The sequence below is a fragment of the Pseudomonas sp. MF6755 genome, assembly GCF_016405635.1.
GTDB classification, from domain to species: domain Bacteria; phylum Pseudomonadota; class Gammaproteobacteria; order Pseudomonadales; family Pseudomonadaceae; genus Aquipseudomonas; species Aquipseudomonas haemolytica.
Map to the genome: position 1 here is coordinate 95,328 of NZ_JAEKDA010000006.1, position 23,568 is coordinate 118,895.

Genomic DNA, 23,568 nt, shown 5'->3' on the forward strand with positions numbered 1-23,568 from the left:
CTCGCCGACTAAAATAACGAGACAAAAATGGGAGTACCGTGAGAAACATTTGCCTTAACCGTCAATCAAATTAATAACATTTCCCGAGTCGGCTTGCCCAAAACCAAAAACGTGTTCGCAGCCAAAGTTATCCCATAGGCGCCATTGGGCGCGGGAATCCCTCATAAACTGCGTATTGTATTTCCCACGACATCTTACGGCTCGCATAATTGTCTGGTACCGGTCAAACCTCACATATCTTTGATAGGCATTGGGAGGACGAGTAAAAATATCCGCTAACAACACCGATGGATTGGGAACATCTTTATTCACCACTATGCCAGCCCTATTAAATGCTCCCTGACCGTCTTTAACATCGTAAGACGCACGAAAATTCAACCCGGCGTAATCAACCGACAAAAACGCACTAAGACCTCTATTTACAATAAATCGCACACCGTTCGGCGGCACCCAATAATAGACATCAATATCACATTTATCATCGTTATAAGCACTGACATCAACGTGACCGACAAGATTTTGCGCCAACAATCTATAAGGTTGTACTGCGCGAATACTTATATATGAGTCAAACTGAACATCCTCTTTCGTGTAGTTAGTCGTATACGTGACCCCACCCACGTTAATAGAAGCCATAAATCTCATATCCTCGATAGGAGTATTTGCATCCAAGCGCAGGTAGCGGTCAACCACCTCCATTTGAATATCGGAACTCCTTACCTCCATTACGATACTTTTATTTTGCTCGCCCTCTTCGCTGGCTGCATTCCAAAGGCCGGCATCGTATATATTTTTCACGTGATCACAGCTCCAGCCCCGGGGCAACGGCTCATTAACATTCGCCGAATAGCGCGTAATTGTCAGACTGTTATGCTGTGCCTGCGTTAATCTGATGGCCGCCCAATTTCCGTCCGGCTGCATCTGTTCGGCAATAACCTCCACGACAACCTTGCATTGATGACGGCCATTGGCATAAAGCTCATTCGTTGATACCCCGCCGTTGGGTAGCTTAATTTCAAAGTGCGTGAGTCTTAAGCGCGGCTGAACCAGCGTATCTTTCAATAGCAAATAAGGAAAACCTGGCGGTACCACACCCGTAGCCGGCGCTAGGAAAAACCTATGCTCCGTACCGTAGTTATCCAATAACCGCCAGGCACTTTTAGTATCGCGACCTTCAGCGACCAATTTTGACTTCAATCGGATCGCACGCATAATAGTAGGTCTTTCATTAAATCTGACGAGAGGATTTGGTGAGGGTACGGGCAAGCCCTCGTGAATCTCATTCAGATACAGGAGTGAATCGGGATCATCTTTATTTATAAATGTTCCGGCCTTGTTGGTATCTGACTCGAGGGGATTCTGATGAATGAATGTGCTATGGAAGTCTTTGCCTTCACCGGGTATCCCAAGCGGAATATCAAAACCTATATTCTTGACAAAGCTTATCCCCGCCGGTGGCGTCCAGTAATAAACATCCACTCTTGTACGATCATCGCCATCGGAAAAGTAAGCCGCCGCATCCATAAATAGTTCAAGATCGGCCACACCCAATTGCAAGGGTGCAACGGAACTGATAGTCACAGTAGACTCAAACGCAATTCCATTCGTCGAACCCTGAGAGGTATAAACAACGCCATCAATCACAGCCCGCGCCATCAATACGGCCGGCCCGATAGGGGCATCCGGATCACAGCGTAAATAACGGCTGATACGTTCCCCCTGCGTATGATCAACCCACGCATCAACTTCAGTGTCTTGATGTTCCTGCGCTGATCCGTCGCGCCACAGCCCGAGCGCGAATTCATTTCTTTGTGCATCGCAACTCCACCCCTGTGTCAGCGTTTGAGTGTCGTGCTCCGACCACTCCACCACCGTCACACTGGCGCGCTCTTCATCAGTCAAGGGCGTAGCTATCCACTCGCCGTCTGGGCCGCGTGTCTCTTTGACAACGTCAATAACAACTTCACATTGATGGCGGCCGTTAGCATAGAGCCCATTCGCCGCCTCCGTCCTGCCTGCAAACCCGATACTCAAACCCGACAAACGAATGTTGCTTGAATGCGCGACCATTTCCCGACCCCTTCGATAAGCCAGACTTGCGTCAATGTCACAGCAATGAGCGGGTCAGCGAGATCATCGCCTTAAACTCAACGCTATTCCTCGACGCCATCAGAACCTGCAAGGGATAGGTGAAACAACTGTCAGAACTGACAGTTTTATATATTCATTTGAAATATAACCGGGGTCTTTACATGCAAGATTGCCTGAAGCAATCAGGACTTCCAGCGCTCAGCAGCAACGTCATCACTCTTGCGCCCTTCGACCCAGCGCGGACCATCCGGGGTATTTTCCTTCTTCCAGAACGGAGCCCGCGTCTTGAGGTAGTCCATCACAAACGCACACGCATCAAACGCCGCCTGGCGATGAGCACTGGCCGCCGCGACAAACACAATCGGCTCACCGGGTTCCAGTGCACCGATGCGATGCAGCACCTCCAGCTTGAGTAACGGCCAGCGCTGTTCAGCCTCGACGGCGATCTTGGCCAAAGCCTTTTCGGTCATGCCGGGGTAGTGCTCCAGAAACATCCCCGACACCTCGCGGCCGTCATTGAAGTCGCGCACATAGCCAACAAAACTCACCACCGCGCCCACGCCAACATTGGCCGCGTGCATGGCGTTGACTTCAGCGCCGGGATCAAAGGCTTCGACCTGCACACGAATGGCCATGATCAGCCTCCGGTCACGGGCGGGAAGAAGGCGACTTCATCGCCGGCATGCACTGGCTCATCGAGACTGCACAGTTCCTCGTTGCGGGCGCACATCAGGCTAGGTTCGTTGAGTACGGCAAAATCCGGGTCGCTGGCCAACGCCAGGCGCACAGCCTCGACGGTGGCGAAATCGCCCTCCATCTCCAGAGAGTCAAAGCCTACCGCTTCGGCGTAACGCGCAAAAAACAACACGTTGATGCTCATACCTGATCCGCCTTGAAGTGCCCGCTTTTACCGCCAAGCTTTTCCAGCAGGCGAATACTTTCGATGGTCATGCCACGGTCCACGGCCTTGCACATGTCGTAGATCGTCAGCGCCGCGACGCTGGCGGCGGTCAGGGCTTCCATCTCCACGCCGGTCTGGCCGGAGAGTTTGCAGCGCGCCAGGATATGCACGCTGTCGACACCGTCGGCGCGCAGTTCGACCTTGACGCCGGTGAGCATCAGCGGGTGGCACAGGGGGATCAGATCACTGGTTTTTTTCGCCGCCTGGATCCCGGCAATACGGGCCACGGCAAACACGTCGCCCTTGGGGTGGGCGCCGTCGACAATCATTGTCAGGGTTTCGGGCAACATGCGCACCCGCGCTTCGGCCACCGCCTCACGGAACGTCACGGCTTTGTCGGTGACGTCGACCATATGGGCGCGACCTTGGGAATCGAGATGAGTCAGCACAGGGATACTCCTGATCAGGAGCGGCAATTGTAAACCCGTGGGTCAAATTTGCGCAGGGCTGTTTATCCCATAAATAAAGGGGTGCAATGCACCCCTTTACCCACAACCGCCAGGGTTAGAAACGGAAGGTAAACCCGGCGTTGATGCCGTTGTTGTTACCGCGGTTGGACAGCAAGCCACTGTAGTTCAGCGACACCAGGGTGTCCTTGGTCAAGGCCATTTCCGCACTGGCCTTGATCACCGCCCCGTCCCTCGCCACCGGCACGCTGTTGACGGCGAAGGCCGTGTCGCTGCCGGCAAACTTCAGCGAGGCTTCGCGATCGGTATCACCGAACTGATGCTCCCAACCCAATTCACCGCGCAAGGTCACCGCCGAGGTGGAGCTGATCGGCAATTGCGTATGTGCACGCAAGCCCAATGTAGAAAGCGTCGCGTCCTGGCTTTGCTTGCTGGCGTGCAAGGCCGCAGCGCCGCCTTTCTCCTTGAACGAATCGCTTTGATAGTTCAGGTAAGTGAGGTTGGCGAAGGGTTCGAGCAGGTTCCATTGGGTGTAACCAATCTCGGCGAACACTTGGTCGGTGCGCGCGTCGTAGTCGCCCTTGGCATAGTCCGACTGATTGGCATACGCCACCCGCCGCGACGTGTCCAACCGGTGCCAGGTGGTGGCGCCACCCAGGCGCAGGGCAATGGCGTCAAAACGTTTGCCGCCATAGATCGACAGGTGATAGTTGTCGCTGTCCGCCGAAGCCGACTGGCCGTTGAGGTGGCTCTGGGTATAACCGGTCGCCGCCCCCACACGCCAGCCGCCGCTGACCTCGGTATCCAGGCCCAGCAGCACGCCGCTGGTGGACGAGGAATAGCCACTGGCATTGTTGTCACCGCTGACGTTATTACGCCCACCCAGCAGTTGCACCCAGCCACCGTTGTCGCTGGCCTGGATCTGCGCGCTGGAGTCCAGCGCCTGGGCCTGTTGCAGACGGCCGTTGACCGCTTCACGCAGGTAACGGCTGTCGGCCATTTGCGCCGCCGCCACATCCGAATGCAGTTGCCCTGATAGTTGCTTGAACGCGTCCCGTGCCTGGGCGGCGGAATCCGAAGCCAACAGGCTTTCGTATACAGGGCTGCCGGCGCCCAGTGTCTCGGCCGCCGTCGCCACCGCCCGCTCGTTACGGGTTTGCGCGACGCTGGCGAACGTGGTTTGGTTACGCGCTATCGCCAGGGTCAACTGGTTAGGTTGATAGTTGAGTTGCGTGCCGATGAACAGGTAGTTGGGCGCGAACGCCGCAAACTGGCCATTGATGCCTTGGCTGGCGCTGAGGATGCTGAACTGCTGGCCCAGCACACTGCGCGCCTCGCTGGCGGACAGCAGGTTGGGGCTGTTCTCCAGGGACACATTCACCACACCGCCATTAAGGGTCGCCACGCCGCTGCTCTGGATCTGGTCGCTGCGGCCATTGGCGCCGACTTCAACGGCATATACCGAGCCCGGGTTGAAGGTCACATCGCCGGTATGTAGCGTGCCGATCGAATGCCCTGGCGCCACACGCCCGCCATTGTTGACGGTCAAGGCGCCTACCGTGCCGTTGCCAGCCAGGGTGCCGCCCAATGTGGTCACTACGCCGTTATCTGCATTGCGCGTGCCCACGGCGCTGCCATCCACCGTCACGGCAGAGGTCAACACGCCGTCCACCGACAATTTGCCACCGCGCACCCAGGTGCTGCCTGAATAGCTGTTCTGGCCTTCCAGCACCAGTTCGCCATCCCCCGACTTGATCAGGCTACCGACGTAGGTGGCGCCGGTGAGCAGGTCCTGGCCACGGGTGAGCGTCACCTGCTCCCGGGCATGACCGATCTCGTATTCGAACTGGTCATCGGCCGAGGCATTGGCGGGCAGGCCATTGAGCCAGCCCTTTTGCTGCTTGGTGGCCGACCAGGTGGCCTGCTCGGCAGTGTCTTCTGCGCGGCGAGCGCGAATGGCCTCATCGGAAATCGGGTTGGCCCAGATATCGCGGGTACCGGTAGGCAAGGCCACCGCCACCGCACCGAGGAACTGTCCTGGCCCTTGCATGGCTTTTTGCAGATTGGGCAAGCCCCAGCCACTGACTACGCCTGGCACTTGTGGCGTGCCCGGCGCGGCGTCGTGCACCGGTTGCAGGTTGTCGTAGGTTCGACCACCGGTCTGGTTGCCTACTGGCGTGTCCGGACCATCCGGCGCCTGCAGGCTGGAGGTGGTGAGCAACACGTCCCGCGCCTGGCTGGCGGTCATGTAGGGAAAGCGCTGGATCACCAGGGCCAAGGCGCCGGAGACGCTCGGCGCCGCGGCGGAGGTGCCGTTGGCGTTCGGGATGATTTCACCCTCAGGCCCCGCGGACGGGATACCCGACACACCCATCACGCACCACCACTTTGAGGTACCGCAGCGGTTGTAGACCTGGGCGCTGGTCTCGTCGTAGCCGGTGATCGAGAGGAATTTGCCTTCGATGTCCGGCTTGAAAAACGGCAGGTTGGCGTTGGTGTCCGGGTTGGCACCGTGGCTGTCGTTGCCCGCCGAGATGATCTGGATAAAGGTGTTTTGCCGTGCGGTGTCGGCTATGGCGTCCATCCAGGTTTTGTGCCCGGCGTGGGCCTTGTCCCAGAACGGGCGATAGGCTGCGGTCATGTCCCGCAGGTTTTGCGCGGCGCTGTCGCCGACATTGCCGAAGTGGTTCTCCACGTCATCGCGCGAGCTTTGCCCCCAGCTCTGGTTGACGATCGACACGTTCTTTGCCGCCAGGGCGTTGTAGCTGGCCATGAACGCGTTGTAATCGAGGTCGTTGGAGCCTTGGTACCGATCGTTGTCGCTGCCGCCGGTGTTGGCGACAAAGATATTCGCATCGAAGGCAATGCCGTGCATGCCGGTGCCGTTGCGGCTGGCCCCGAGCACACCGGACATTTCCGTACCGTGGCCATCGTTGAACGCCGGGTCATATTCCCCAGGGATACTGAAATGTTCACCCTGCTTGAACTCGCCGCTGGGCACTTCAAGACGGTAGCGCGGATGGGTGGCGTAGTACTCACCCGTGGAGGTCACCGCCTGCACGCGGTCCTGGCCCTGGGCATTCTTGCCCTGGAACTCGAAGTGTTTGGTGAGAATGCCCGAGTCCAGTACACCAACATTCACGCCCTTGCCGGTGATGCCCAGGGCATAGGCGTAATACGCGTTGGTGCGGTCCAGGCCGGAGTTGACCTGGGCTTCCGGGGTCTTCCAGGTTTGCGCGTTGGCACTCCAGTCACGGGTCGCCCCAGCCCAGGATTGGCCGGCGTTCAACTGCCCATTGAGGTTGCTGCTCACACCCGGCTCTACGTAGGTGTAAGGCTTGGCAGCCGGCAGGTTGGCGATGATGGCCTTGGAGAAATCGAGAATATTGGTCGTGTAGCGACCGTTGTTGCTGAACAGCCGGCTGCGGTAGTAATCCAGGCGCGAGGCGTAATCCAGCGGCCGTGTGGTATCGCCGAGCATGGCGCCGATGGTGAGGTTTTCCGGTTGCAGCTCGTAGTTTTGCTTGAGGGCCGAATCGAACCTGCCGGACTGGGCGGCGAAATCCTTGGCCGCCAGGTCGACGATATCCGCGTAGGCAAACCGCAGGTTTTTGTACACGTCGGTGTCGGGGCCGAATGACGCGACGGCTTTCCTGAACGCCGATTCCAATACTTGTGACGTGTAAGGATTGTCATCGGCCCACGCCATCGAGCCCTGCCCCAGCCATAGGGCCAGGCCGAGTGCGATGGGTGTAAGGGGTATCTGCTTGAAACGAGTGGCGCGCGTGCGTTGCGACAAAGTGAAGCCATTACCTGCTACGTCCATTTTCCTTTCCCTTTGGAGATGTGCGTCGTCAATGAGCGATGTTTCGGGCTTTGTAATAGGCAGGGTCACGTTGAAAACCCTAAGGCAGGTCTTCTAAACATTCGTCGAATCTAGGAGGTGGTGTTCCGACGGGGTCACGCAGTGTTCTTATAGTTTTTACCGCGAGAAAAATGTAACAAAATAATTACAAAAACCACAAGCACCCAGGGCGCGTTATCGCAGGCAAATGTCGCACACAACAAAAACCCCGGATTTCGTGAAAAATCCGGGGTGGTTCGTGGCATTTAGCCACTTGTTAGTTTAAGGGTAGTTACAGGTGGGACTCGGCATACTCGGCCAGGATCGAACGAGGTACCCCTTGCAGCGCAATGTGCACGCCGTTGGGGAAGTCTTTGAAGCGTTCCGTCAGGTAGGTCAGCCCGGAGCTGGTCGCGGACAGGTAAGGGGTATCGATCTGCGCCAGGTTGCCCAGGCACACCACTTTGGAACCGGCGCCGGCACGGGTGATGATGGTTTTCATCTGGTGCGGGGTAAGGTTCTGGCATTCATCGATCAGGATCAGGCTCTGCTGGAAGCTGCGACCTCGGATGTAATTGAGGGATTTGAACTGCAACGGCACTTTGCTGAGGATGTAGTCGACGCTGCCATGGGTGTTTTCGTCATCCATGTGCAAGGCTTCGAGGTTGTCAGTAATCGCCCCCAGCCACGGCTCCATTTTTTCCGCCTCGGTGCCGGGCAGGAAGCCGATTTCCTGGTCCAGGCCCTGCACGCTGCGGGTGGCGATGATGCGGCGATAGCGCTTGGTCACCATGGTCTGCTCGATGGCGGCAGCCAGGGCGAGGATGGTTTTCCCCGAGCCTGCGGCGCCGGTCAGGTTGACCAGGTGGATGTCCGGGTCGAGCAACGCATACAGCGCCAGGCTCTGGTAGATATCACGCGGTTTCAGGCCCCAGGCTTCCTGGTGCAACAGGGGTTCCTGATGCAGGTCGAGGATCAGCAGCTTGTCGACCTGGATCTCTTTGATCCAGCCCACGAAACCCTGCTCGTCGACGATGAATTCATTGATATGCACGGCTGGCAAGTTGTCGATCAGCTGCACCTGATGCCAGGTGCGGCCGTGGTCCTGACGGGTTTCGACCTTGCTGACGCGGTCCCAGAATGAGCCGGTCATCATGTGATAACCACGGGACAGCATCGACACGTCGTCGACCAGTTGGTCGGTGCTGTAGTCCTCGGCAGCGATCCCACACGCTCGTGCCTTGAGGCGCATATTGATGTCTTTGGTCACCAGCACCACGCGCAGGTCCTTGTCGCGAGCGTGCAGGTCGATCAATTGGTTGATGATTTTGTTGTCGTTCAGGTTTTCCGGCAGCAGGCTGTTGGGCTCGCTGCGCTTGCTCATCAGGATCGACAGCAAACCCTTGGGCCCGCTCTTGCCACGCTGGATCGGCACGCCGAGCTCAACGTTCTCGGGCGAGGCTTCGCCCAACGTCTTGTCGATCAGGCGGATGGCCTGGCGGCACTCGGCGGCAACGCTGTGGTGGCCGCTTTTGAGTTTGTCGAGCTCCTCAAGCACGATCATCGGGATGGCGACGTGGTGTTCTTCGAAGTTAAGCAGTGCGTTTGGATCGTGGATCAATACGTTGGTATCAAGCACATAAAGGATTGGCTGGTCGGAAGAAGGGTTACGTCCATGATCATCCATACTCGGTCACCTTTGTGGGAGCCAGTCGACGCAATACCTGGGCGGTGCTGCGCCTCGATTCGACCACCGACCACACCTGAGTGACGTCAAGTGCAGTGCCCACATGAGGAGTCTTGGAAGACGCCACCTGTGTTGCAGGGTTCGGCGATCTGACTTCGTAATACCGCAAAACCCATGACAGGAAAAAGCACTTTGACGCTTTTTTGAAGTTTATTTTTCAGGATGACGAATAGCACTAGCCGAGTGCCAGCCACCCCGTTAAAGTCGGAAGTCCGCCTGCATCGAAATGTCGCAGCAAATCACCCCGAAAACCCCTCATCCCCAACAGGGCCGGGCACTTCATCGAAATGCCTCGCGACACTCCTGCCAGCCCAAGCCACTCTGCGCCGTAGCCTGCAACACCCTCGGTAATGCCACCCGCGCCTTGTCCTGGGTGTCGTGAAACGCAATCACGCCTTTGCGCCATAACAGCATCAGCGTCAGCACCCGTTGCGCCGACTCATCGGCCTTGAGCTTGCCCGGCTCGTCCTGGGAATCGATGTCCCATAACGCCACCTGCAAACCTTGCTGCTGGAAAAAACCCTGGCTGTCTGCACGGCGCTGCCCATAAGGCGGCCGGAACAGCGGCACATAGTTTTCCGGCATCAGGTGCTGCACCAGCGAGGCACTGCGGGTGATGGAGCTTTGCCACTCGACCCAATGGCTATGGGACCGATACTCCCACCCCTGGATACCCACGCACTGCCCCTGGTACAGCGCCTGCACATCGGCGGCAGAACTGCGCTCCACACGGGTCTGCAGGCTGCTGCCAAGGGCAAAGAACGTGGCGTTTATCTTCTGCTTGCGCAGGTAGTCGGTGAGCCAGTCAGTATTGCCGCCAACCGGCGCCGGGCCACCGTCGAAGGTCAGCAGGAACATGCGGTCGTTGAGCTCGTCGCCATTGCGCTCATGATCGCCAAAGCGTGCCACCTCACTGCTGATCTGCGGAAACAGCGCAGCCTTGCGCAGCAGTTCATCGAGATAACGCTCATGGAAGTGCCGACTGGGGCCGGCCCAGCCTATATAGAAGGAGTTGTCACTGACCTCGAACTTGCCGGCCTGCTCACGCAGATCGTCCATGTTTTCCACCAGGTAGCAGAACGAGGCGTCTTCCTCGCAGCTCTGCTGGGCGAACGTATAGTTCTCCAACAGCCGTTGCCACAGCTGGCGACGCAGGTCGTCGATAGCCGCCAGGTTGATGATCTTCAGCCCCAGCCGCTGCTTGAGCGCAGTTTCGTCCTGGGCCTCACTGGCCAGCAGGCTGTGGGCAAACATCAGGATTTCCGCCCGCGAACCCACATCGAACAGCGCCGGGCTGCTGAGTTTTTCCGGCCAGGTGTTGCGGTCCAGGCTCGCCACATCCACCGGCGCCGCCTGGACATTCAGGCAGATAAGGCAAGCCGACAATAAAAGCGCTAATCGCACACAGGGTCTCCCTCTCCAGAGTTGCCGGCCATCATAGCGGATCGCATCTATCGCCATCATAGGTGGAGTCAAAACGCCCTACCGCCTAGAATCTCGCCCACGATTACAGGAGCCAACTTCATGCTGATGGTGATTTCCCCCGCCAAAACCCTCGACTTCGAGTCAAAGCCGGTCACTGCGCGCTTCACCCAGCCGCAATACCTGGACCACTCCCAGGCGCTGATCGAACAGCTGCGCGAACTGAGCCCGGCGCAAATCAGCGAGTTGATGCACGTATCCGACAAGATCGGCGGCCTCAACGCCGCCCGCTTCGGCAGCTGGACGCCAGCCTTCACCCAGGCAAATGCCAAGCAGGCCTTGCTGGCGTTCAAGGGCGATGTTTACACCGGCCTCAACGCCGAAACCTTCAGCGACGCCGATTTCAGCTATGCCCAGGACCACCTGCGCATGCTCTCGGGCCTGTATGGCCTGCTGCGCCCGCTGGACCTGATGATGCCGTATCGCCTGGAGATGGGCACCAAGCTCGCCAACGCCCGTGGCAAGGACCTCTACGCCTTCTGGGGCACGCGTATCAGCGAATGGTTGAATGAAGCACTGGCCGCACAAGGCGATGACGTGCTGCTCAACCTGGCTTCCAACGAGTACTTCTCGGCGGTCAAGCGCCCGGCGCTGAATGCGCGGGTCATCAACACCGAGTTCAAGGACCTGAAGAACGGCCAGTACAAGATCATCAGCTTCTACGCGAAAAAGGCCCGGGGCATGATGAGCCGCTTTGTGATCGAGGAACGCATCAACGATCCGGCTAAGCTCAAGCAGTTCGATGTGCAGGGTTATCGCTTCAATGCGGAGCAGTCCAAGCCGGATAACCTGGTGTTCTTGCGCGATCACGCACCGGAATAAGGCCTGCCCATCTCATCCAGGCCATGAGTTCCAAATGTGGGAGGGGCGGTGCGACGATTCGACTTGCTCCCGATAGCAGTGGGTCAGCCAATACTTCAATGACTGGCCCACTGCTATCGGGAGCAAGCCCCCTCCCATATTTTGCTTGTATTCCAAATCACGAATCGTCATTTATTTGGCGCCAGAAAAACATCAAGACACATCTCTAACAATTTTTTCACTCGACACTCGTCGGTTTTTTTCGTAGTGGCACCACTTTTTTTAATCAGTAGTGGCACAAAACTATCTCCTCGCACCAACTCCCCATAACTACTGGCCTAAGTAGCAAGTACTATCAATATAGTACCAGTGCCATCTTTTCTAATATTTCAAGAAATTTCCAGAAACAGGATGAGCGGCCAGGAACTTCGTCTTGAAGCACGCCTCATACCACCGGTAACGAAATTCTCTGTTTACGTAAGAGATGACTTACATAGCGACCAACGGAAGTAGTCAAGTTGTCATAAAACACTTTGACTCTATGGTCATATCATCAACTGATTGAGTTGAGGGTGGCAAAAAGGACTCATTGCCAACCCCTATAGGCCACGGCAGCGCTGACCTAAATGTGCCAGTGTGACAACCCAAGGCATTGATATCAAAAGGCTTATAGCCTGTATCAAAGCCCTGCGACACTGGCGCCGGAACCTTCCGCCAAGGAAGCCCGGCTGCATTTCAGGGCAAGCCCCAATAATAAGGCCACGTTGCGCACAACTTGAGTGCAATAGTTAGTCACTCACTATTAAACATGCCTGCACGCGGTAAGTCGGCGTCTATTCGCCCAACTTTCGCGGCATCAGTGACGCTTGTAAACATGAACTCCGGCCATCTAATTGGCATGATTAACAACGTCTTCAGTGACAAAGAGGTAAATGCGATGCGTATCAGCATATTTGGTCTAGGTTACGTGGGTGCAGTCTGCGCCGGTTGCCTGTCTGCCCGTGGCCATGAAGTGGTCGGTGTAGACATCTCCAAGGAAAAGATCGACCTGATCAATGCGGGTAAATCGCCGATCGTTGAACCAGGCCTGGGCGAATTGTTGAGCCAAGGTATCGAGACCGGCCGACTGCGCGGCACCACCAACTTCGCCGAAGCCATTCGTGACACCGACCTGTCGATGATCTGCGTCGGTACGCCGAGCAAGAAGAACGGCGACCTGGAGCTCAACTACATCGAATCGGTGTGCCGCGAGATCGGTTTTGTACTGCGTGACAAGACCACCCGCCACACCATCGTGGTACGCAGCACCGTATTGCCCGGCACCGTGGCCAACGTGGTGATCCCGATCCTCGAAGACTGCTCCGGCAAAAAAGCCGGCGTCGACTTCGGCGTTGCGGTCAACCCGGAGTTCCTGCGTGAATCCACCGCCATCGCTGACTACGACCTGCCGCCGATGACCGTCATCGGTGAATTCGACACAGCCTCCGGCGATGTCCTGCAGTCGCTGTACGAAGAACTCGATGCGCCGATCATCCGCAAGGACATCGCCGTTGCCGAGATGATCAAGTACACCTGCAACGTGTGGCACGCCACCAAGGTCACCTTCGCCAACGAGATCGGCAACATCGCCAAGGCTGTCGGTGTCGATGGTCGCGAAGTGATGGAAGTGGTCTGCCAGGACAAGACCCTCAACCTGTCCCAGTACTACATGCGCCCGGGCTTCGCCTTCGGTGGTTCTTGCCTGCCCAAGGACGTGCGCGCCCTGACCTACCGCGCCGGCTCCCTGGACGTGGAAGCCCCGCTGCTCAACTCGCTGATGCGCAGCAACGAGTCCCAGGTACAGAACGCCTTCGACATCGTTTCCAGCCACGACAAGCGCAAAATCGCGCTGCTGGGCCTGAGCTTCAAGGCCGGCACCGACGACCTGCGTGAAAGCCCGCTGGTAGAGCTGGCGGAAATGCTGATCGGCAAGGGCTACGACCTGAGCATCTACGACAGCAACGTCGAGTACGCCCGTGTCCACGGCGCGAACAAAGACTACATCGAAGGCAAGATCCCCCACGTGTCGTCCCTGCTCAACTCGGACTTCGACGCCGTGATCAACAACTCCGACGTGATCATCCTCGGTAACCGTGACGAGAAATTCCGTGCCCTGGCGCATAACGCCCCGCATGGCAAGCAAGTGGTCGACCTGGTGGGCTTCATGTCCAAGGCCACCAGCGTGAGCGGCCGTACTGAAGGTATTTGCTGGTAACAGCAACGGCAAGTTTCAGGCTGCAAGTGTCTTTATCCCCAGCGCTTGCAGGCTGAAGCCTCCTCCCCTTCCGGATGACGCTTATGTCCAAGTTAAAACATGTATTTCTGCAAGCAGCCGGCTGGCTGTTGTTCCTCAGCCTTCTGATGGGTCTCGCCCTGCTGTTGCCGGCGAGCACCTTCGATTCGCAATCGAAGAATTTTATTTTCCTGATTGGCGCCGTGGGTATCTGGCGTTACTCGATGGGTGCGACGCATTTCTTTCGCGGCATGCTGTTCCTCTACGTGGTCTACCCGCACCTGCGCCGCAAAGTGCGCAAGCTGGGCAAGGCCGCCGACCCGTCCCATGTGTTCCTGATGGTCACCAGCTTTCGTATCGACGCGCTGACCACCGCCCAGGTCTACAGCTCGGTGATTCGTGAAGCCATCGAATGCGGCTTCCCCACCACCGTGGTCTGCTCGCTGGTGGAAATGTCCGATGAGCTGCTGGTGAAAAGCCTCTGGGAAAAGATGAACCCGCCGGCCCACGTCAAGCTCGACTTCGTGCGTATCGCTGGTACCGGCAAGCGTGACGGCCTGGCCTTTGGCTTTCGTGCCATCTCCCGCCACCTGCCGGATGACCGCGCCGTGGTGGCCGTGATCGATGGCGACACGGTGCTGGCCGAGGGCGTAGTGCGCAAGACCGTGCCGTGGTTCCAACTGTTCGGCAATGTCGGCGGCCTGACCACCAACGAGTTCTGCGAAGTGCGCGGCGGCTACATCATGAGCGAGTGGCACAAGCTGCGCTTCGCCCAGCGTCACATCAACATGTGTTCCATGGCCTTGTCCAAGCGTGTGCTGACCATGACCGGGCGCATGTCGGTGTTCCGTGCCAGCGTGGTCACCGACCCGGGCTTTATCGCCGATGTGGAAAGCGACTCGCTGCAACACTGGCGCCTGGGCCGCTTCAAGTTCCTGACCGGTGATGACAAGTCCAGCTGGTTCAGCCTGATGCGCCTGGGCTACGACACCTTCTACGTGCCGGACGCCGCGATCAATACCGTGGAACACCCGCCGGAAAAAAGCTTTATCAAGGCCAGCCGCAAGCTGATGTTCCGCTGGTACGGCAACAACCTGCGCCAGAACTCCCGCGCCCTCGGCCTGGGCGTGCGTCGCCTGGGCCTGTTCACCAGCGTGGTGCTGTTCGACCAGCGCGTGTCGATGTGGACCTCCCTGCTCGGCCTGACCGTGGCAATCATCGCCACCTTCAAGTACGGCGGCGCGTTCATCCTCGCGTACCTGCTGTGGATCGGCATCACCCGCCTGATCCTGACCCTGCTGCTGTCGTGCTCCGGCCACAAGATCGGCCCGGCCTACCCGGCGATTCTCTATTACAACCAGATCATGGGCGCGTTGGTGAAGATCTACGTGTTCTTCCGCCTTGATCAACAGTCCTGGACCCGCCAGGACACCAAACTGACCCGCGATTTGGCCAGCTTTCAACGTTGGTTCAACACCTGGTCGTCTCGGACCATGACCTTCTCCGCCGGCAGCATCTTCGTTGCCGTGTTGCTGATGATGGTCTGACCCTGCCAAGCCTGAATTAACTAGGAACTAGAACATCATGAATAGCCAAGTAAACGCCAACGTTGTCCACGAATCCGAAGCCCAGCGCCAGCACGCCCGGGTCAAAATCCCGGCCAAGCTGCGCTTCTTCAACAGCGACCGCACGCCCACTGAAGCGCGGGTCATCGACCTGTCCGCCGGCGGCCTGGCCTTCACCGCGACCCAGCCACTCACCGTCGGCCAAGTGCACAAAGGCCGCCTGCAATTCGTGATCGATAACCTCGGCCTGGCCATGGACGTAGAGCTGCAGATTCGCTCCTACGACCGCCAGACCGGCCGCACCGGTTGCCAGTTCCAGAACCTCGATGCCCAGGATATTTCCACCCTGCGCCACCTGATCACCTCGCACCTGTCCGGTGACATCGTGACCATGGGCGACGTACTGGCGACCCTGCAACGCGACAACTTCACCAAGGCGCGCAAGGTCAAGGACGGCGGCAGCGGCATGACCGCGTTCGGTCGCCTGCGCGCCGTGGTATTCAGCGCCGGCATCTTCATCGTTGGCCTCGCAGCGTTCGGTTTTGTCTTCAAGTCGGTGTATGGCATGTACTTTGTCAGCCACGCCCAGGCCGGCCTGGTGAGCGTGCCGGGCATGAACGTGACCATGCCGCGCGACGGCACCGTGCAAAGCCTGCTCAAAGGTGACGCGGTTGCCGCCAAAGGTGCGCCACTGGCGACCTTCAGCACCAGCATGCTCGATGTGCTCAAGGGCCATCTGGACGAAGACCAACTGCAACCGGCCAAGGTTGAAGAACTGTTCGGCAAGCAAATGACCGGCACCCTGACGTCGCCGTGCGATTGCGTAGTGGCCCAGCAACTGGTCGCTGACGGCCAGTACGCCAGCAAGGGCGATGTGATCTTCCAACTGGTGCCGCGCGGTAGCCAAGCCAATGTGGAAGCGCGCTTCACCTATCGCCAGTTCGGCGATGTGCGCCCTGGTACGCCAGTGAGCTTCCAGGTCGCCGACGAAGAGCAAGTACGCACTGGCACCATTGTCAGCAGCACCAGCCTGAACAGCGCTGACCTGTCCTCCGACATCCGCGTGCAGATCAAGCCGGACGCCCCGCTGGACAGCACCTACGCCGGCCGCCCGGTGGAAGTCATCAGCGACCGTGGCCCGTCCCTGAACTGGCTGATCGATAAAGCCATGGCTCACGGTCTGTAAGCGAGGACATGCCTGTGACGAATTTCTCAAATACACCCAGGTCAATGTGGGAGCGGGCTTGCTCGCGAAAGCAGTGTGTCAGCCAACACATGCATCAACTGACAGGGCCTCTTCGCGAGCAAGCCCGCTCCCACATGAGTACTGCGGCGTTGCTGGCTGTTGCGGTCAGCCTCGCCGGTTGCGCCGGCCTGCCCGACCAACGCCTGGCCAATGAAGCGCTCAAGCGCGGCGACACGGTCACCGCCCAGCAGAATTACCAGCAACTGGCAGACCTGGGCTACAGCGAGGCCCAGGTCGGCCTGGCTGATATCCAGGTAGGCACCCGCGATCCGGCGCAAATCAAACAGGCCGAAGCCACCTACCGCGCCGCGGCGGACACTTCGCCCCGCGCCCAGGCACGCCTCGGTCGCCTGCTGGTAGCCAAGCCTGGCGCTACAGAAGCCGAACACCATGAAGCCGAGAGCCTGCTGAAAAAAGCCTTTGCCAATGGTGAAGGCAACACCCTGATTCCGCTGGCGATGCTGTATCTGCAATACCCGCACAGCTTTCCCAACGTGAATGCCCAACAGCAGATCAGCAAGTGGCAGGCAGCCGGTTATCCGGAGGCCGGCCTGGCCCAAGTGCTGCTGTATCGCACCCAGGACACCTACGACCAGCACCTGGATGATGTGGAGCGCATCTGCAAAGCCGCGCTGAACAGCACCGATATCTGCTACGTCGAACTGGCCACGGTCAACCAGAAAAAAGCCCAGCCGGAACAACAGGCCGAGCTGCTCAAGCAGATGGAAGCCGGCTACAGCCGTGGCAGCGTCACCGCGCAGCGCGTGGATAGCGTCGCTCGCGTGTTGGGCGATTCATCGCTGGGCAAAACCGACGAGAAAACCGCCCAGGCCCTGCTGGAAAAAATCGCCCCGGGCTACCCGGCATCCTGGGTCAGCCTGGCGCAGCTGCTCTATGACTTCCCCGAACTGGGCGATGTCGACCAGATGATGAAGTACCTGGAAAACGGCCGCGCCGCCGACCAGCCGCGTGCCGAGTTGCTGCTGGGCAAGCTCTACTACGAAGGCAAGTGGGTGCCGGCCGACGCCAAGGCCGCGCAAGCGCACTTCGAAAAAGCCGTGGGCCGTGAAGTGGCCGCCGATTACTACCTCGGGCAGATCTACCGCCGTGGCTACCTGGGCAAGGTCTACCCGCAAAAAGCCCTGGACCACCTGCTGACCGCTGCGCGCAACGGCCAGAACAGCGCCGACTTCGCCATCGCCCAACTGTTTTCCCAGGGCAAGGGCACCCAGCCCGACCCATTGAACGCCTATGTCTTCAGCCAACTGGCCAAGGCCCAGGACACGCCAGAGGCCAATGACTTGGCCACGCAGCTCGAAGCGCCGCTGACGCCTGAGCAACGCGCCGAAGGCCAACGCCTGGTGCAACAGGAACTGGCCGCCCGCGGCACCCTGGCCCAGAGCACGCTGCAACTGCACGCCCTGCAAGAAGAAGACGGCGAGGAATCCCTATGAAGCTCAACCCATTCGTCAAGGCCGGCATTGGCCTGACCTTCGCCCTGCTGTGGTCGTGCCCGACCCTGGCCGCGCTGACCGAAGCCAAGAACTTCGGCCTGGAAGTCAAAGCCACCGCGCAGTCCGAAGACGACCGCGACCTCGGCACCCAGAAAGGCGGCGACGTCAACGGCATCGGCCTTGACGTGCGCCCGTGGATCTACGGCGAAAGCGGCGCGTGGAGCGCCTACGCCATGGGCCAGGCGGTCGTGTCCAGCGACATCATCGAGACCGACACCCTGCAACAGTCGGCCGATGACACGACCGAACAATCGAGCAACGACGACCGCAAGGCCAAGAAAAACTACCTGGCCCTGCGCGAGTTCTGGGTCGGCTACAGCGGTTTCACGCCCTACCCCGGCGAGATCCTCAAGTTCGGCCGCCAGCGCCTGCGCAATGACGACGGCCAATGGCGCGACACCAACATCGAAGCGCTGAACTGGACCTTCGACACCACCTTGCTCAAGGCCAATGTCGGCGCCGCTGAACGTTTCAGCGAGTACCGCACCGACCTCAAAGAACTGTCGCCCAAGGACAAGGACCGCCAGCACTTCTACGCCGACGCCGCCTACCAGTGGACGCCGGGCCAGTGGATCGGCCTGCGCGGTCACCATACCCATGACGACGGCAAACTCGACTACGCCGAACCGGGCGTGGCCACTGACCCGTTGGACAAGCGCGAGAACGGCGACCTGACCTGGCTCGGCATCGAAGCCAACAGCGACGCTTATAACTGGCGCAACACCAACACCGTCAACTACTGGGCCAGCATCACCGGCATGAAAGGTGACCGCGACACGGTCAACGCCTTGAACGCCGACGGTAGCCGCCCCACCAACGCCAAGCGCAGCGATGACGTGAATGGCTGGGCCACCGATATCGGCGTGCGCTTGCGCCTTGACCCGCAGTGGCAAGTGGGCGCGGCGTATTCACGCGCCAGTGCCGAATACGAGCAGAACGGCCTGCAAAGCAACCGTTCGAACTGGACCGGCACCCAGTCCCGTGTGCATCGCTTCGGTGAAGCGTTCCGCGGCGAGATGAACAACATGCAGTCCATGAGCCTGTTCGGTTCCTGGCAGCTGCGCGAGGACTACGACGCTAGCCTCGTGTACCACAAGTTCTGGCGTGTAGACGGCAACAAGCCGGTGGGCAGCAATGGCATCGATGCGGTGCAGAACAACACCGACGACGTCATCGGCGCGATCCTCTCCAGCACGTCCCTGCCCCTGGAAGACGGCAAGAAAGACCTCGGCCAGGAGATGGACCTGGTGGTCACCAAGTACTTCAAGAAAGGCTTGCTACCCGCCGCGCTGAGCCAGTCGATCGACGAGCCATCGGCCCTGGTGCGCTTGCGTGCCGGCGTGTTCAAGCCGGGCGACGCCTATGGCAGCCAGGTCGACTCGTACATGCACCGCGCGTTTGTCGACGTGGTCTGGAAATTCTGATGGGAGCCTGCGCAATGAATGCTCAAAGCCTACTCGTCGCGGCAATGCTGATGGCCAGCGCCACAGCGTTTGCCGATACGGCGGCCAAGGCGCCGATCATCGCCAAGGAACTGCAACAGGCCAAGACCTACACCATTTCCAGCCCGCCCACCGCGCCGCTGGAAATGGCCAAGCCGGCGTTGCCTGACCTGTCGGGCTATACCGCTGCGGCCATGGAAAAAAAGATCGTAAGAACCAAGCCGGGCAAAATCAGCATCCGCCGCATGATGCAGGAAGACGCGCTCAAGGACTTTATCGGTGGCGACAACAAGATGGCCGAGTGGGTGGTACGCCAACACGGCATTCCCCAGGCGATCTTTGTCGACGACGGCTACATGAACCTCAAGGACCTGCTGGGCAAGGTGCCCAAGCAGTACTTCAGCGAGACGTCGCCGGGTGTGTTCCTGGCCAAATTGCCGATCGTGGTCGGGCGTAAAGGCATCCTCGATATCGACAAAAACACCCAGGAATTGCGCCTGTCCCAACAAGCCGGTTCGTTCCTGATCAACGACGGCCAGCTGTTTGTGCGTGACACCAAGGTCACCGGCTGGGACGAAAAAACCAACGGCCCGGCGTTGTTCAAGTCGGCCAAGGAATTCCGCCCGTTCCTGCTGGCCTGGGGCGGCACCGAGACCTATATCTCCAAGACCAGGATGGCCAGCTTCGGCTACGCCAACAGTAAGTCGTACGGGGTGAGTATTTCCCAGTACACGCCGAACATGGCCAAGGTGCTCAAGCGCCCTGAGCCGACCGGCTGGATCATCGACTCCGAGTTCTCGGACATGTGGTACGGCTTTTACTGCTACGAGACCACAGGCTTCGTGATCAAGGGCAATACCTACAAAGACAACATCGTCTACGGCATTGACCCCCATGACCGTTCCCACGGCCTGATCATCGCCGACAACACTGTGTACGGCACCAAGAAGAAGCACGGCATCATCATTTCCCGTGAAGTGAACGACAGCTTCATCTTCAACAACCGCAGCTACGACAACAAGCTCTCGGGCCTGGTGATCGACCGTAACAGCGTGAACAACCTGATCGCCGACAACGAGATCTACCGCAACCACACCGACGGCATCACCCTCTATGAGAGCGGCGACAACCTGCTGTGGGGCAACAAGGTGATCAGCAACCGTCGTCACGGGATCCGTGTGCGTAACAGCGTGAACATAAAGCTCTACGAAAACACCTCGATGGCCAACGGGCTGACCGGCGTGTACGGCCACATCAAGGACTTGACCGACACCGACCGCGACATCGCCCTCGACCCGTTCGACACCAAGGTCTCGCTGATCGTGGTCGGCGGTGAGCTGGCGGGTAACGGCAGCGGGCCGCTGTCCATCGATTCGCCGTTGAGTATCGAGCTGTATCGCGTGTCGATGCTGGCGCCGACCAAATCCAGCGGCATCAGCTTCTCCGGCATTCTGGGCGACCGCCAGGAAGAAATTCTCGACCTGCTGGTGCGCCAGCAGAAAGCCGTGCTGATCGACCCCGTCGAACGCCAGACCGAACTGCAGGACTGAGGATGACCCTTATGCACTCACACATGATCAAACTGCTGAGCCTCTCGGGTCTGACCCTCGGCCTGCTTGCGGCCAGCCAGGGCGTGCGCGCCGACGAAGTCAAGGCGCCGACCTTCAGCGCCGAACCGTGCTGCAGCCTGTGCCCGGCCGCCCACGACGCGAAGAACTACACCACGCGCTACCAGCAGAACTTCACCACCCTGGTGCAAGCCCAGGGCGACTGGCTGTTCCGCACCCAGGAAGACCTGCGCACCGAATTCGACACCAGCCCCGCCGGCTACAAGCGCATGCAGCAACTGCACGATGCGTTCAAGGCCAAGGGCGTGGAACTGGTGGTGGTCTACCAGCCGACACGTGGCCTGGTGAACCGCAACAAGCTCAACCCCGAGGAAAAAGCCAAGTTCGATTTCGACAAGGCCCTGGGTAACTACAAGACCATGCTCGGCCGTTTCGCCAAGATGGGCTACGTGGTGCCGGACCTCTCGCCGTTGACCAACGAGCAACTGCCGGACGAATTGCCGGCCCACGATTTCTACTTCCGCGGCGACCAGCACTGGACGCCTTATGGCGCCCAGCGCACGGCAAAAATCGTTGGCGCCAAAGTGCGTGCAATGCCTGAATTCGCCGATATTCCCAAGCGCGAATTCGAAACCACGCGCTCGGGCCGCATGGGCAAGACCGGCACCCTGCACAACATGGCCGGGCAACTGTGCGGCACCAGCTACGCGATCCAGTACATGGACCAGTTCACCACCGAGCCCAAGGGCGAAGCCGGCGACGGTGACCTGTTCAGCGATTCGGGCAACCCGCAGATCACCCTGGTGGGCACCAGCCACAGCGGCAAGAACTACAACTTCGCCGGCTTCCTCGAACAGGAAATCGGTGCCGACATCCTCAACGTCGCCTTCCCTGGCGGTGGCCTGGAAGGTTCGATGATCCAGTACCTGGGCAGCGACGAATTCCAGAAGACCCCGCCGAAGATCCTGATCTGGGAATTCTCGCCGTTGTATCGCCTCGACCAGGAAACCATCTACCGCCAGATGATGGCGCTGCTGGACAACGGCTGCGAAGGCAAGACCGCGCAGATGTCCGCCAGCACCACATTGAAGCCCGGCAAGAACGAGCTGATGGTTAACAGTGCCAACAAAGACCTGCGCAACGCCAACCACCAGGTGGATATCCGCTTCGCCGACCCTTCGGTGAAAACCTTGCAAGCCACCCTCTGGTACATGAACGGGCGCCACGAGGACATCAAGATCGAGAAACCCGAAACATCCGATACAGACGGGCGTTTCGCCTTTGAACTGCGCACCGATGAAGACTGGGCCTCGCAGAAATTGCTGGCCGTGGAAGTGCAGGGCCCGGAAAAGGGCGCTGCCGCGCAGAAGGTCGAAGCAAAAATTTGCACACGCAACGTATTCCCAAGCGGTGGTCAACAGACCGCTTCAACGCCTTGAAATAAGCGTGCAATGAGGTTACTTATGCAGAAGCTATTGATTCCATCGTTACTGGGCCTGGCGATCTTCGCCGGCTCAGTCAACGCCGCCGCGCCGCTGCGTCCGCCCCAAGGCTATTTCGCGCCAATCGAAGCGTTCAAGACCGGCGACTTCAAGAATGACTGCGACGCCATGCCGGCGCCGTACACCGGCTCGCTGCAATTTCGCAGCAAGTACGAAGGTTCGGACAAGGCGCGCTCCACGCTGAATGTGCAGTCGGAAAAAGCCTTCCGCGACAGCACCGCCGACATCACCAAGCTGGAAAAAGACACCAGCAAGCGCGTGATGCAGTTCATGCGCGACGGCAGGCCCGAGCAGCTGGAATGTACGCTGAACTGGCTGGCTACATGGGCTCGGGCAGACGCACTGATGTCCAAGGACTTCAACCACACCGGCAAGTCCATGCGCAAATGGGCGTTGGGTAGCATGGCCTCGGCCTATGTGCGCCTGAAATTCTCCGAGTCGCAGCCGCTGGCCAAGCACCCGCAGGAATCCCAGCAGATCGAGGCCTGGTTCAACAAGCTGGCGGATCAGGTGGTGAGCGACTGGGACAACCTGCCGCTGGAAAAAACCAACAATCACTCCTACTGGGCCGCTTGGTCGGTGATGGCGACTTCCATCGCCACCAACCGCCGCGACCTGTTTGATTGGGCGGTGAAGGAATACAAGGTCGGCGCCAACCAGGTCGATGACCAAGGCTTTTTGCCGAACGAGTTGAAGCGTCAGCAACGTGCCCTGTCGTACCACAACTACGCATTGCCGCCATTGTCGATGATCGCCAGTTTTGCCCTGGTCAACGGTGTCGATCTGCGCCAGGAAAACAACAGCGCACTCAAGCGCCTGGGCGACAAGGTGCTGGCCGGGGTGAAAGACCCGGACATCTTCGAGCAGAAGAACGGCAAAGAGCAGGACATGAAGGACCTCAAGGAAGACATGAAATTTGCCTGGCTTGAGCCCTTCTGCACGCTCTACACCTGCGCGCCGGAGGTGATCGAACGCAAGCATGGCATGCAGCCGTTCAAGACCTTCCGCCTGGGCGGCGACCTGACCAAGGTCTACGACCCGGCGCATGAGAAAGGCAACAAAGGTTCCTGAGCGTACTCGGTAAAAAATGTGGGAGGGGCGGTGCGACGATTCGACTTGCTCCCGA

The 23,568-nt window shown here is 59.0% G+C and carries 16 protein-coding genes; 9 read left to right on the forward strand and 7 right to left on the reverse strand.

Annotated elements, in window-relative coordinates; translation table 11 throughout:
* Positions 1-54 precede the first annotated feature (54 nt).
* The 7 genes from JFT66_RS09235 to JFT66_RS09265 form a co-directional block, all read right to left on the reverse strand.
* Entirely contained in the window at positions 55-2,070 is a 2,016-nt protein-coding gene (locus JFT66_RS09235; protein ID WP_198859154.1) for a hypothetical protein, read from the reverse strand.
* 203 nt (positions 2,071-2,273) lie between these two features.
* Positions 2,274-2,726 carry a molybdopterin synthase catalytic subunit MoaE gene (gene moaE, locus JFT66_RS09240; RefSeq protein WP_034118219.1) on the reverse strand — a complete coding sequence of 151 codons (453 nt, stop codon included), beginning with the start codon at positions 2,724-2,726 and terminating at the stop codon, positions 2,274-2,276.
* A gap of 2 nt (positions 2,727-2,728) precedes the next feature.
* Positions 2,729-2,971, reverse strand: a complete 243-nt coding sequence (moaD, locus tag JFT66_RS09245; RefSeq protein WP_034118218.1) for a molybdopterin converting factor subunit 1 — start codon at positions 2,969-2,971, stop codon at positions 2,729-2,731.
* A complete protein-coding gene (gene moaC, locus JFT66_RS09250) occupies positions 2,968-3,441 on the reverse strand; it encodes a cyclic pyranopterin monophosphate synthase MoaC (RefSeq protein WP_034118217.1) in 474 nt (157 codons plus the stop codon). The genes moaD and moaC overlap by 4 nt, the downstream gene beginning before the upstream one ends.
* A gap of 115 nt (positions 3,442-3,556) precedes the next feature.
* Positions 3,557-7,285 carry an autotransporter domain-containing protein gene (locus JFT66_RS09255; RefSeq protein ID WP_198859155.1) on the reverse strand — a complete coding sequence of 1,243 codons (3,729 nt, stop codon included), beginning with the start codon at positions 7,283-7,285 and terminating at the stop codon, positions 3,557-3,559.
* Between the two features lie 310 nt (positions 7,286-7,595).
* Complete coding sequence (locus tag JFT66_RS09260) at positions 7,596-8,990, reverse strand: PhoH family protein (RefSeq protein ID WP_034118215.1); 1,395 nt, start codon at positions 8,988-8,990, stop codon at positions 7,596-7,598.
* A 339-nt stretch (positions 8,991-9,329) separates the two neighbouring features.
* On the reverse strand, positions 9,330-10,454 hold the full coding sequence (locus tag JFT66_RS09265; protein WP_198859156.1) for a polysaccharide deacetylase family protein: 1,125 nt from the start codon (positions 10,452-10,454) through the stop codon (positions 9,330-9,332).
* A 120-nt stretch (positions 10,455-10,574) separates the two neighbouring features.
* Here JFT66_RS09265 and yaaA point away from each other — a divergent pair, with 120 nt between their 5' ends.
* From yaaA to JFT66_RS09310, 9 genes are all read left to right on the forward strand, one after another.
* Entirely contained in the window at positions 10,575-11,354 is a 780-nt protein-coding gene (yaaA, locus tag JFT66_RS09270; protein ID WP_034118213.1) for a peroxide stress protein YaaA, read from the forward strand.
* Positions 11,355-12,270: 916 nt separating this feature from the next.
* Positions 12,271-13,587 (forward strand): nucleotide sugar dehydrogenase, encoded by a 1,317-nt coding sequence (locus JFT66_RS09275; RefSeq protein ID WP_034118790.1) that lies wholly within the window; start codon positions 12,271-12,273, stop codon positions 13,585-13,587.
* Between the two features lie 83 nt (positions 13,588-13,670).
* Positions 13,671-15,152, forward strand: a complete 1,482-nt coding sequence (gene alg8, locus JFT66_RS09280; RefSeq protein ID WP_198859157.1) for a mannuronan synthase — start codon at positions 13,671-13,673, stop codon at positions 15,150-15,152.
* Positions 15,153-15,189: 37 nt separating this feature from the next.
* A complete protein-coding gene (locus JFT66_RS09285) occupies positions 15,190-16,356 on the forward strand; it encodes an alginate biosynthesis protein Alg44 (RefSeq protein ID WP_034118211.1) in 1,167 nt (388 codons plus the stop codon).
* A gap of 89 nt (positions 16,357-16,445) precedes the next feature.
* The gene (gene algK, locus JFT66_RS09290; RefSeq protein ID WP_233097052.1) at positions 16,446-17,870 is read left to right on the forward strand and encodes an alginate biosynthesis TPR repeat lipoprotein AlgK; all 1,425 of its coding nucleotides are present in this window, start codon (positions 16,446-16,448) and stop codon (positions 17,868-17,870) included.
* A complete protein-coding gene (locus tag JFT66_RS09295; RefSeq protein ID WP_198859159.1) occupies positions 17,867-19,354 on the forward strand; it encodes an alginate export family protein in 1,488 nt (495 codons plus the stop codon). The genes algK and JFT66_RS09295 overlap by 4 nt, the downstream gene beginning before the upstream one ends.
* Complete coding sequence (gene algG / locus JFT66_RS09300; protein ID WP_198859160.1) at positions 19,354-20,922, forward strand: mannuronan 5-epimerase AlgG; 1,569 nt, start codon at positions 19,354-19,356, stop codon at positions 20,920-20,922. The genes JFT66_RS09295 and algG overlap by 1 nt, the downstream gene beginning before the upstream one ends.
* An 11-nt stretch (positions 20,923-20,933) precedes the next feature.
* Positions 20,934-22,379 carry an alginate O-acetyltransferase gene (locus tag JFT66_RS09305; protein ID WP_198859161.1) on the forward strand — a complete coding sequence of 482 codons (1,446 nt, stop codon included), beginning with the start codon at positions 20,934-20,936 and terminating at the stop codon, positions 22,377-22,379.
* Positions 22,380-22,403: 24 nt separating this feature from the next.
* A complete protein-coding gene (locus tag JFT66_RS09310) occupies positions 22,404-23,513 on the forward strand; it encodes a mannuronate-specific alginate lyase (protein WP_080752934.1) in 1,110 nt (369 codons plus the stop codon).
* The last annotated feature ends 55 nt before the right edge of the window (positions 23,514-23,568 follow it).

Bases quoted from the DNA above. Each gene is read 5' to 3' on its own strand.
- JFT66_RS09235 (WP_198859154.1), bottom strand. From the start codon at position 2,070: ATGGTCGCGCATTCAAGCAACATTCGTTTGTCGGGTTTGAGTATCGGG.
- moaE (WP_034118219.1), bottom strand. From the start codon at position 2,726: ATGGCCATTCGTGTGCAGGTCGAAGCCTTTGATCCCGGCGCTGAAGTC.
- moaD (WP_034118218.1), bottom strand. From the start codon at position 2,971: ATGAGCATCAACGTGTTGTTTTTTGCGCGTTACGCCGAAGCGGTAGGC.
- JFT66_RS09255 (WP_198859155.1), bottom strand. From the start codon at position 7,285: ATGGACGTAGCAGGTAATGGCTTCACTTTGTCGCAACGCACGCGCGCC.
- JFT66_RS09260 (WP_034118215.1), bottom strand. From the start codon at position 8,990: ATGGATGATCATGGACGTAACCCTTCTTCCGACCAGCCAATCCTTTAT.
- yaaA (WP_034118213.1), top strand. From the start codon at position 10,575: ATGCTGATGGTGATTTCCCCCGCCAAAACCCTCGACTTCGAGTCAAAG.
- JFT66_RS09275 (WP_034118790.1), top strand. From the start codon at position 12,271: ATGCGTATCAGCATATTTGGTCTAGGTTACGTGGGTGCAGTCTGCGCC.
- alg8 (WP_198859157.1), top strand. From the start codon at position 13,671: ATGTCCAAGTTAAAACATGTATTTCTGCAAGCAGCCGGCTGGCTGTTG.
- JFT66_RS09285 (WP_034118211.1), top strand. From the start codon at position 15,190: ATGAATAGCCAAGTAAACGCCAACGTTGTCCACGAATCCGAAGCCCAG.
- algK (WP_233097052.1), top strand. From the start codon at position 16,446: ATGCATCAACTGACAGGGCCTCTTCGCGAGCAAGCCCGCTCCCACATG.
- JFT66_RS09295 (WP_198859159.1), top strand. From the start codon at position 17,867: ATGAAGCTCAACCCATTCGTCAAGGCCGGCATTGGCCTGACCTTCGCC.
- algG (WP_198859160.1), top strand. From the start codon at position 19,354: ATGGGAGCCTGCGCAATGAATGCTCAAAGCCTACTCGTCGCGGCAATG.
- JFT66_RS09305 (WP_198859161.1), top strand. From the start codon at position 20,934: ATGCACTCACACATGATCAAACTGCTGAGCCTCTCGGGTCTGACCCTC.
- JFT66_RS09310 (WP_080752934.1), top strand. From the start codon at position 22,404: ATGCAGAAGCTATTGATTCCATCGTTACTGGGCCTGGCGATCTTCGCC.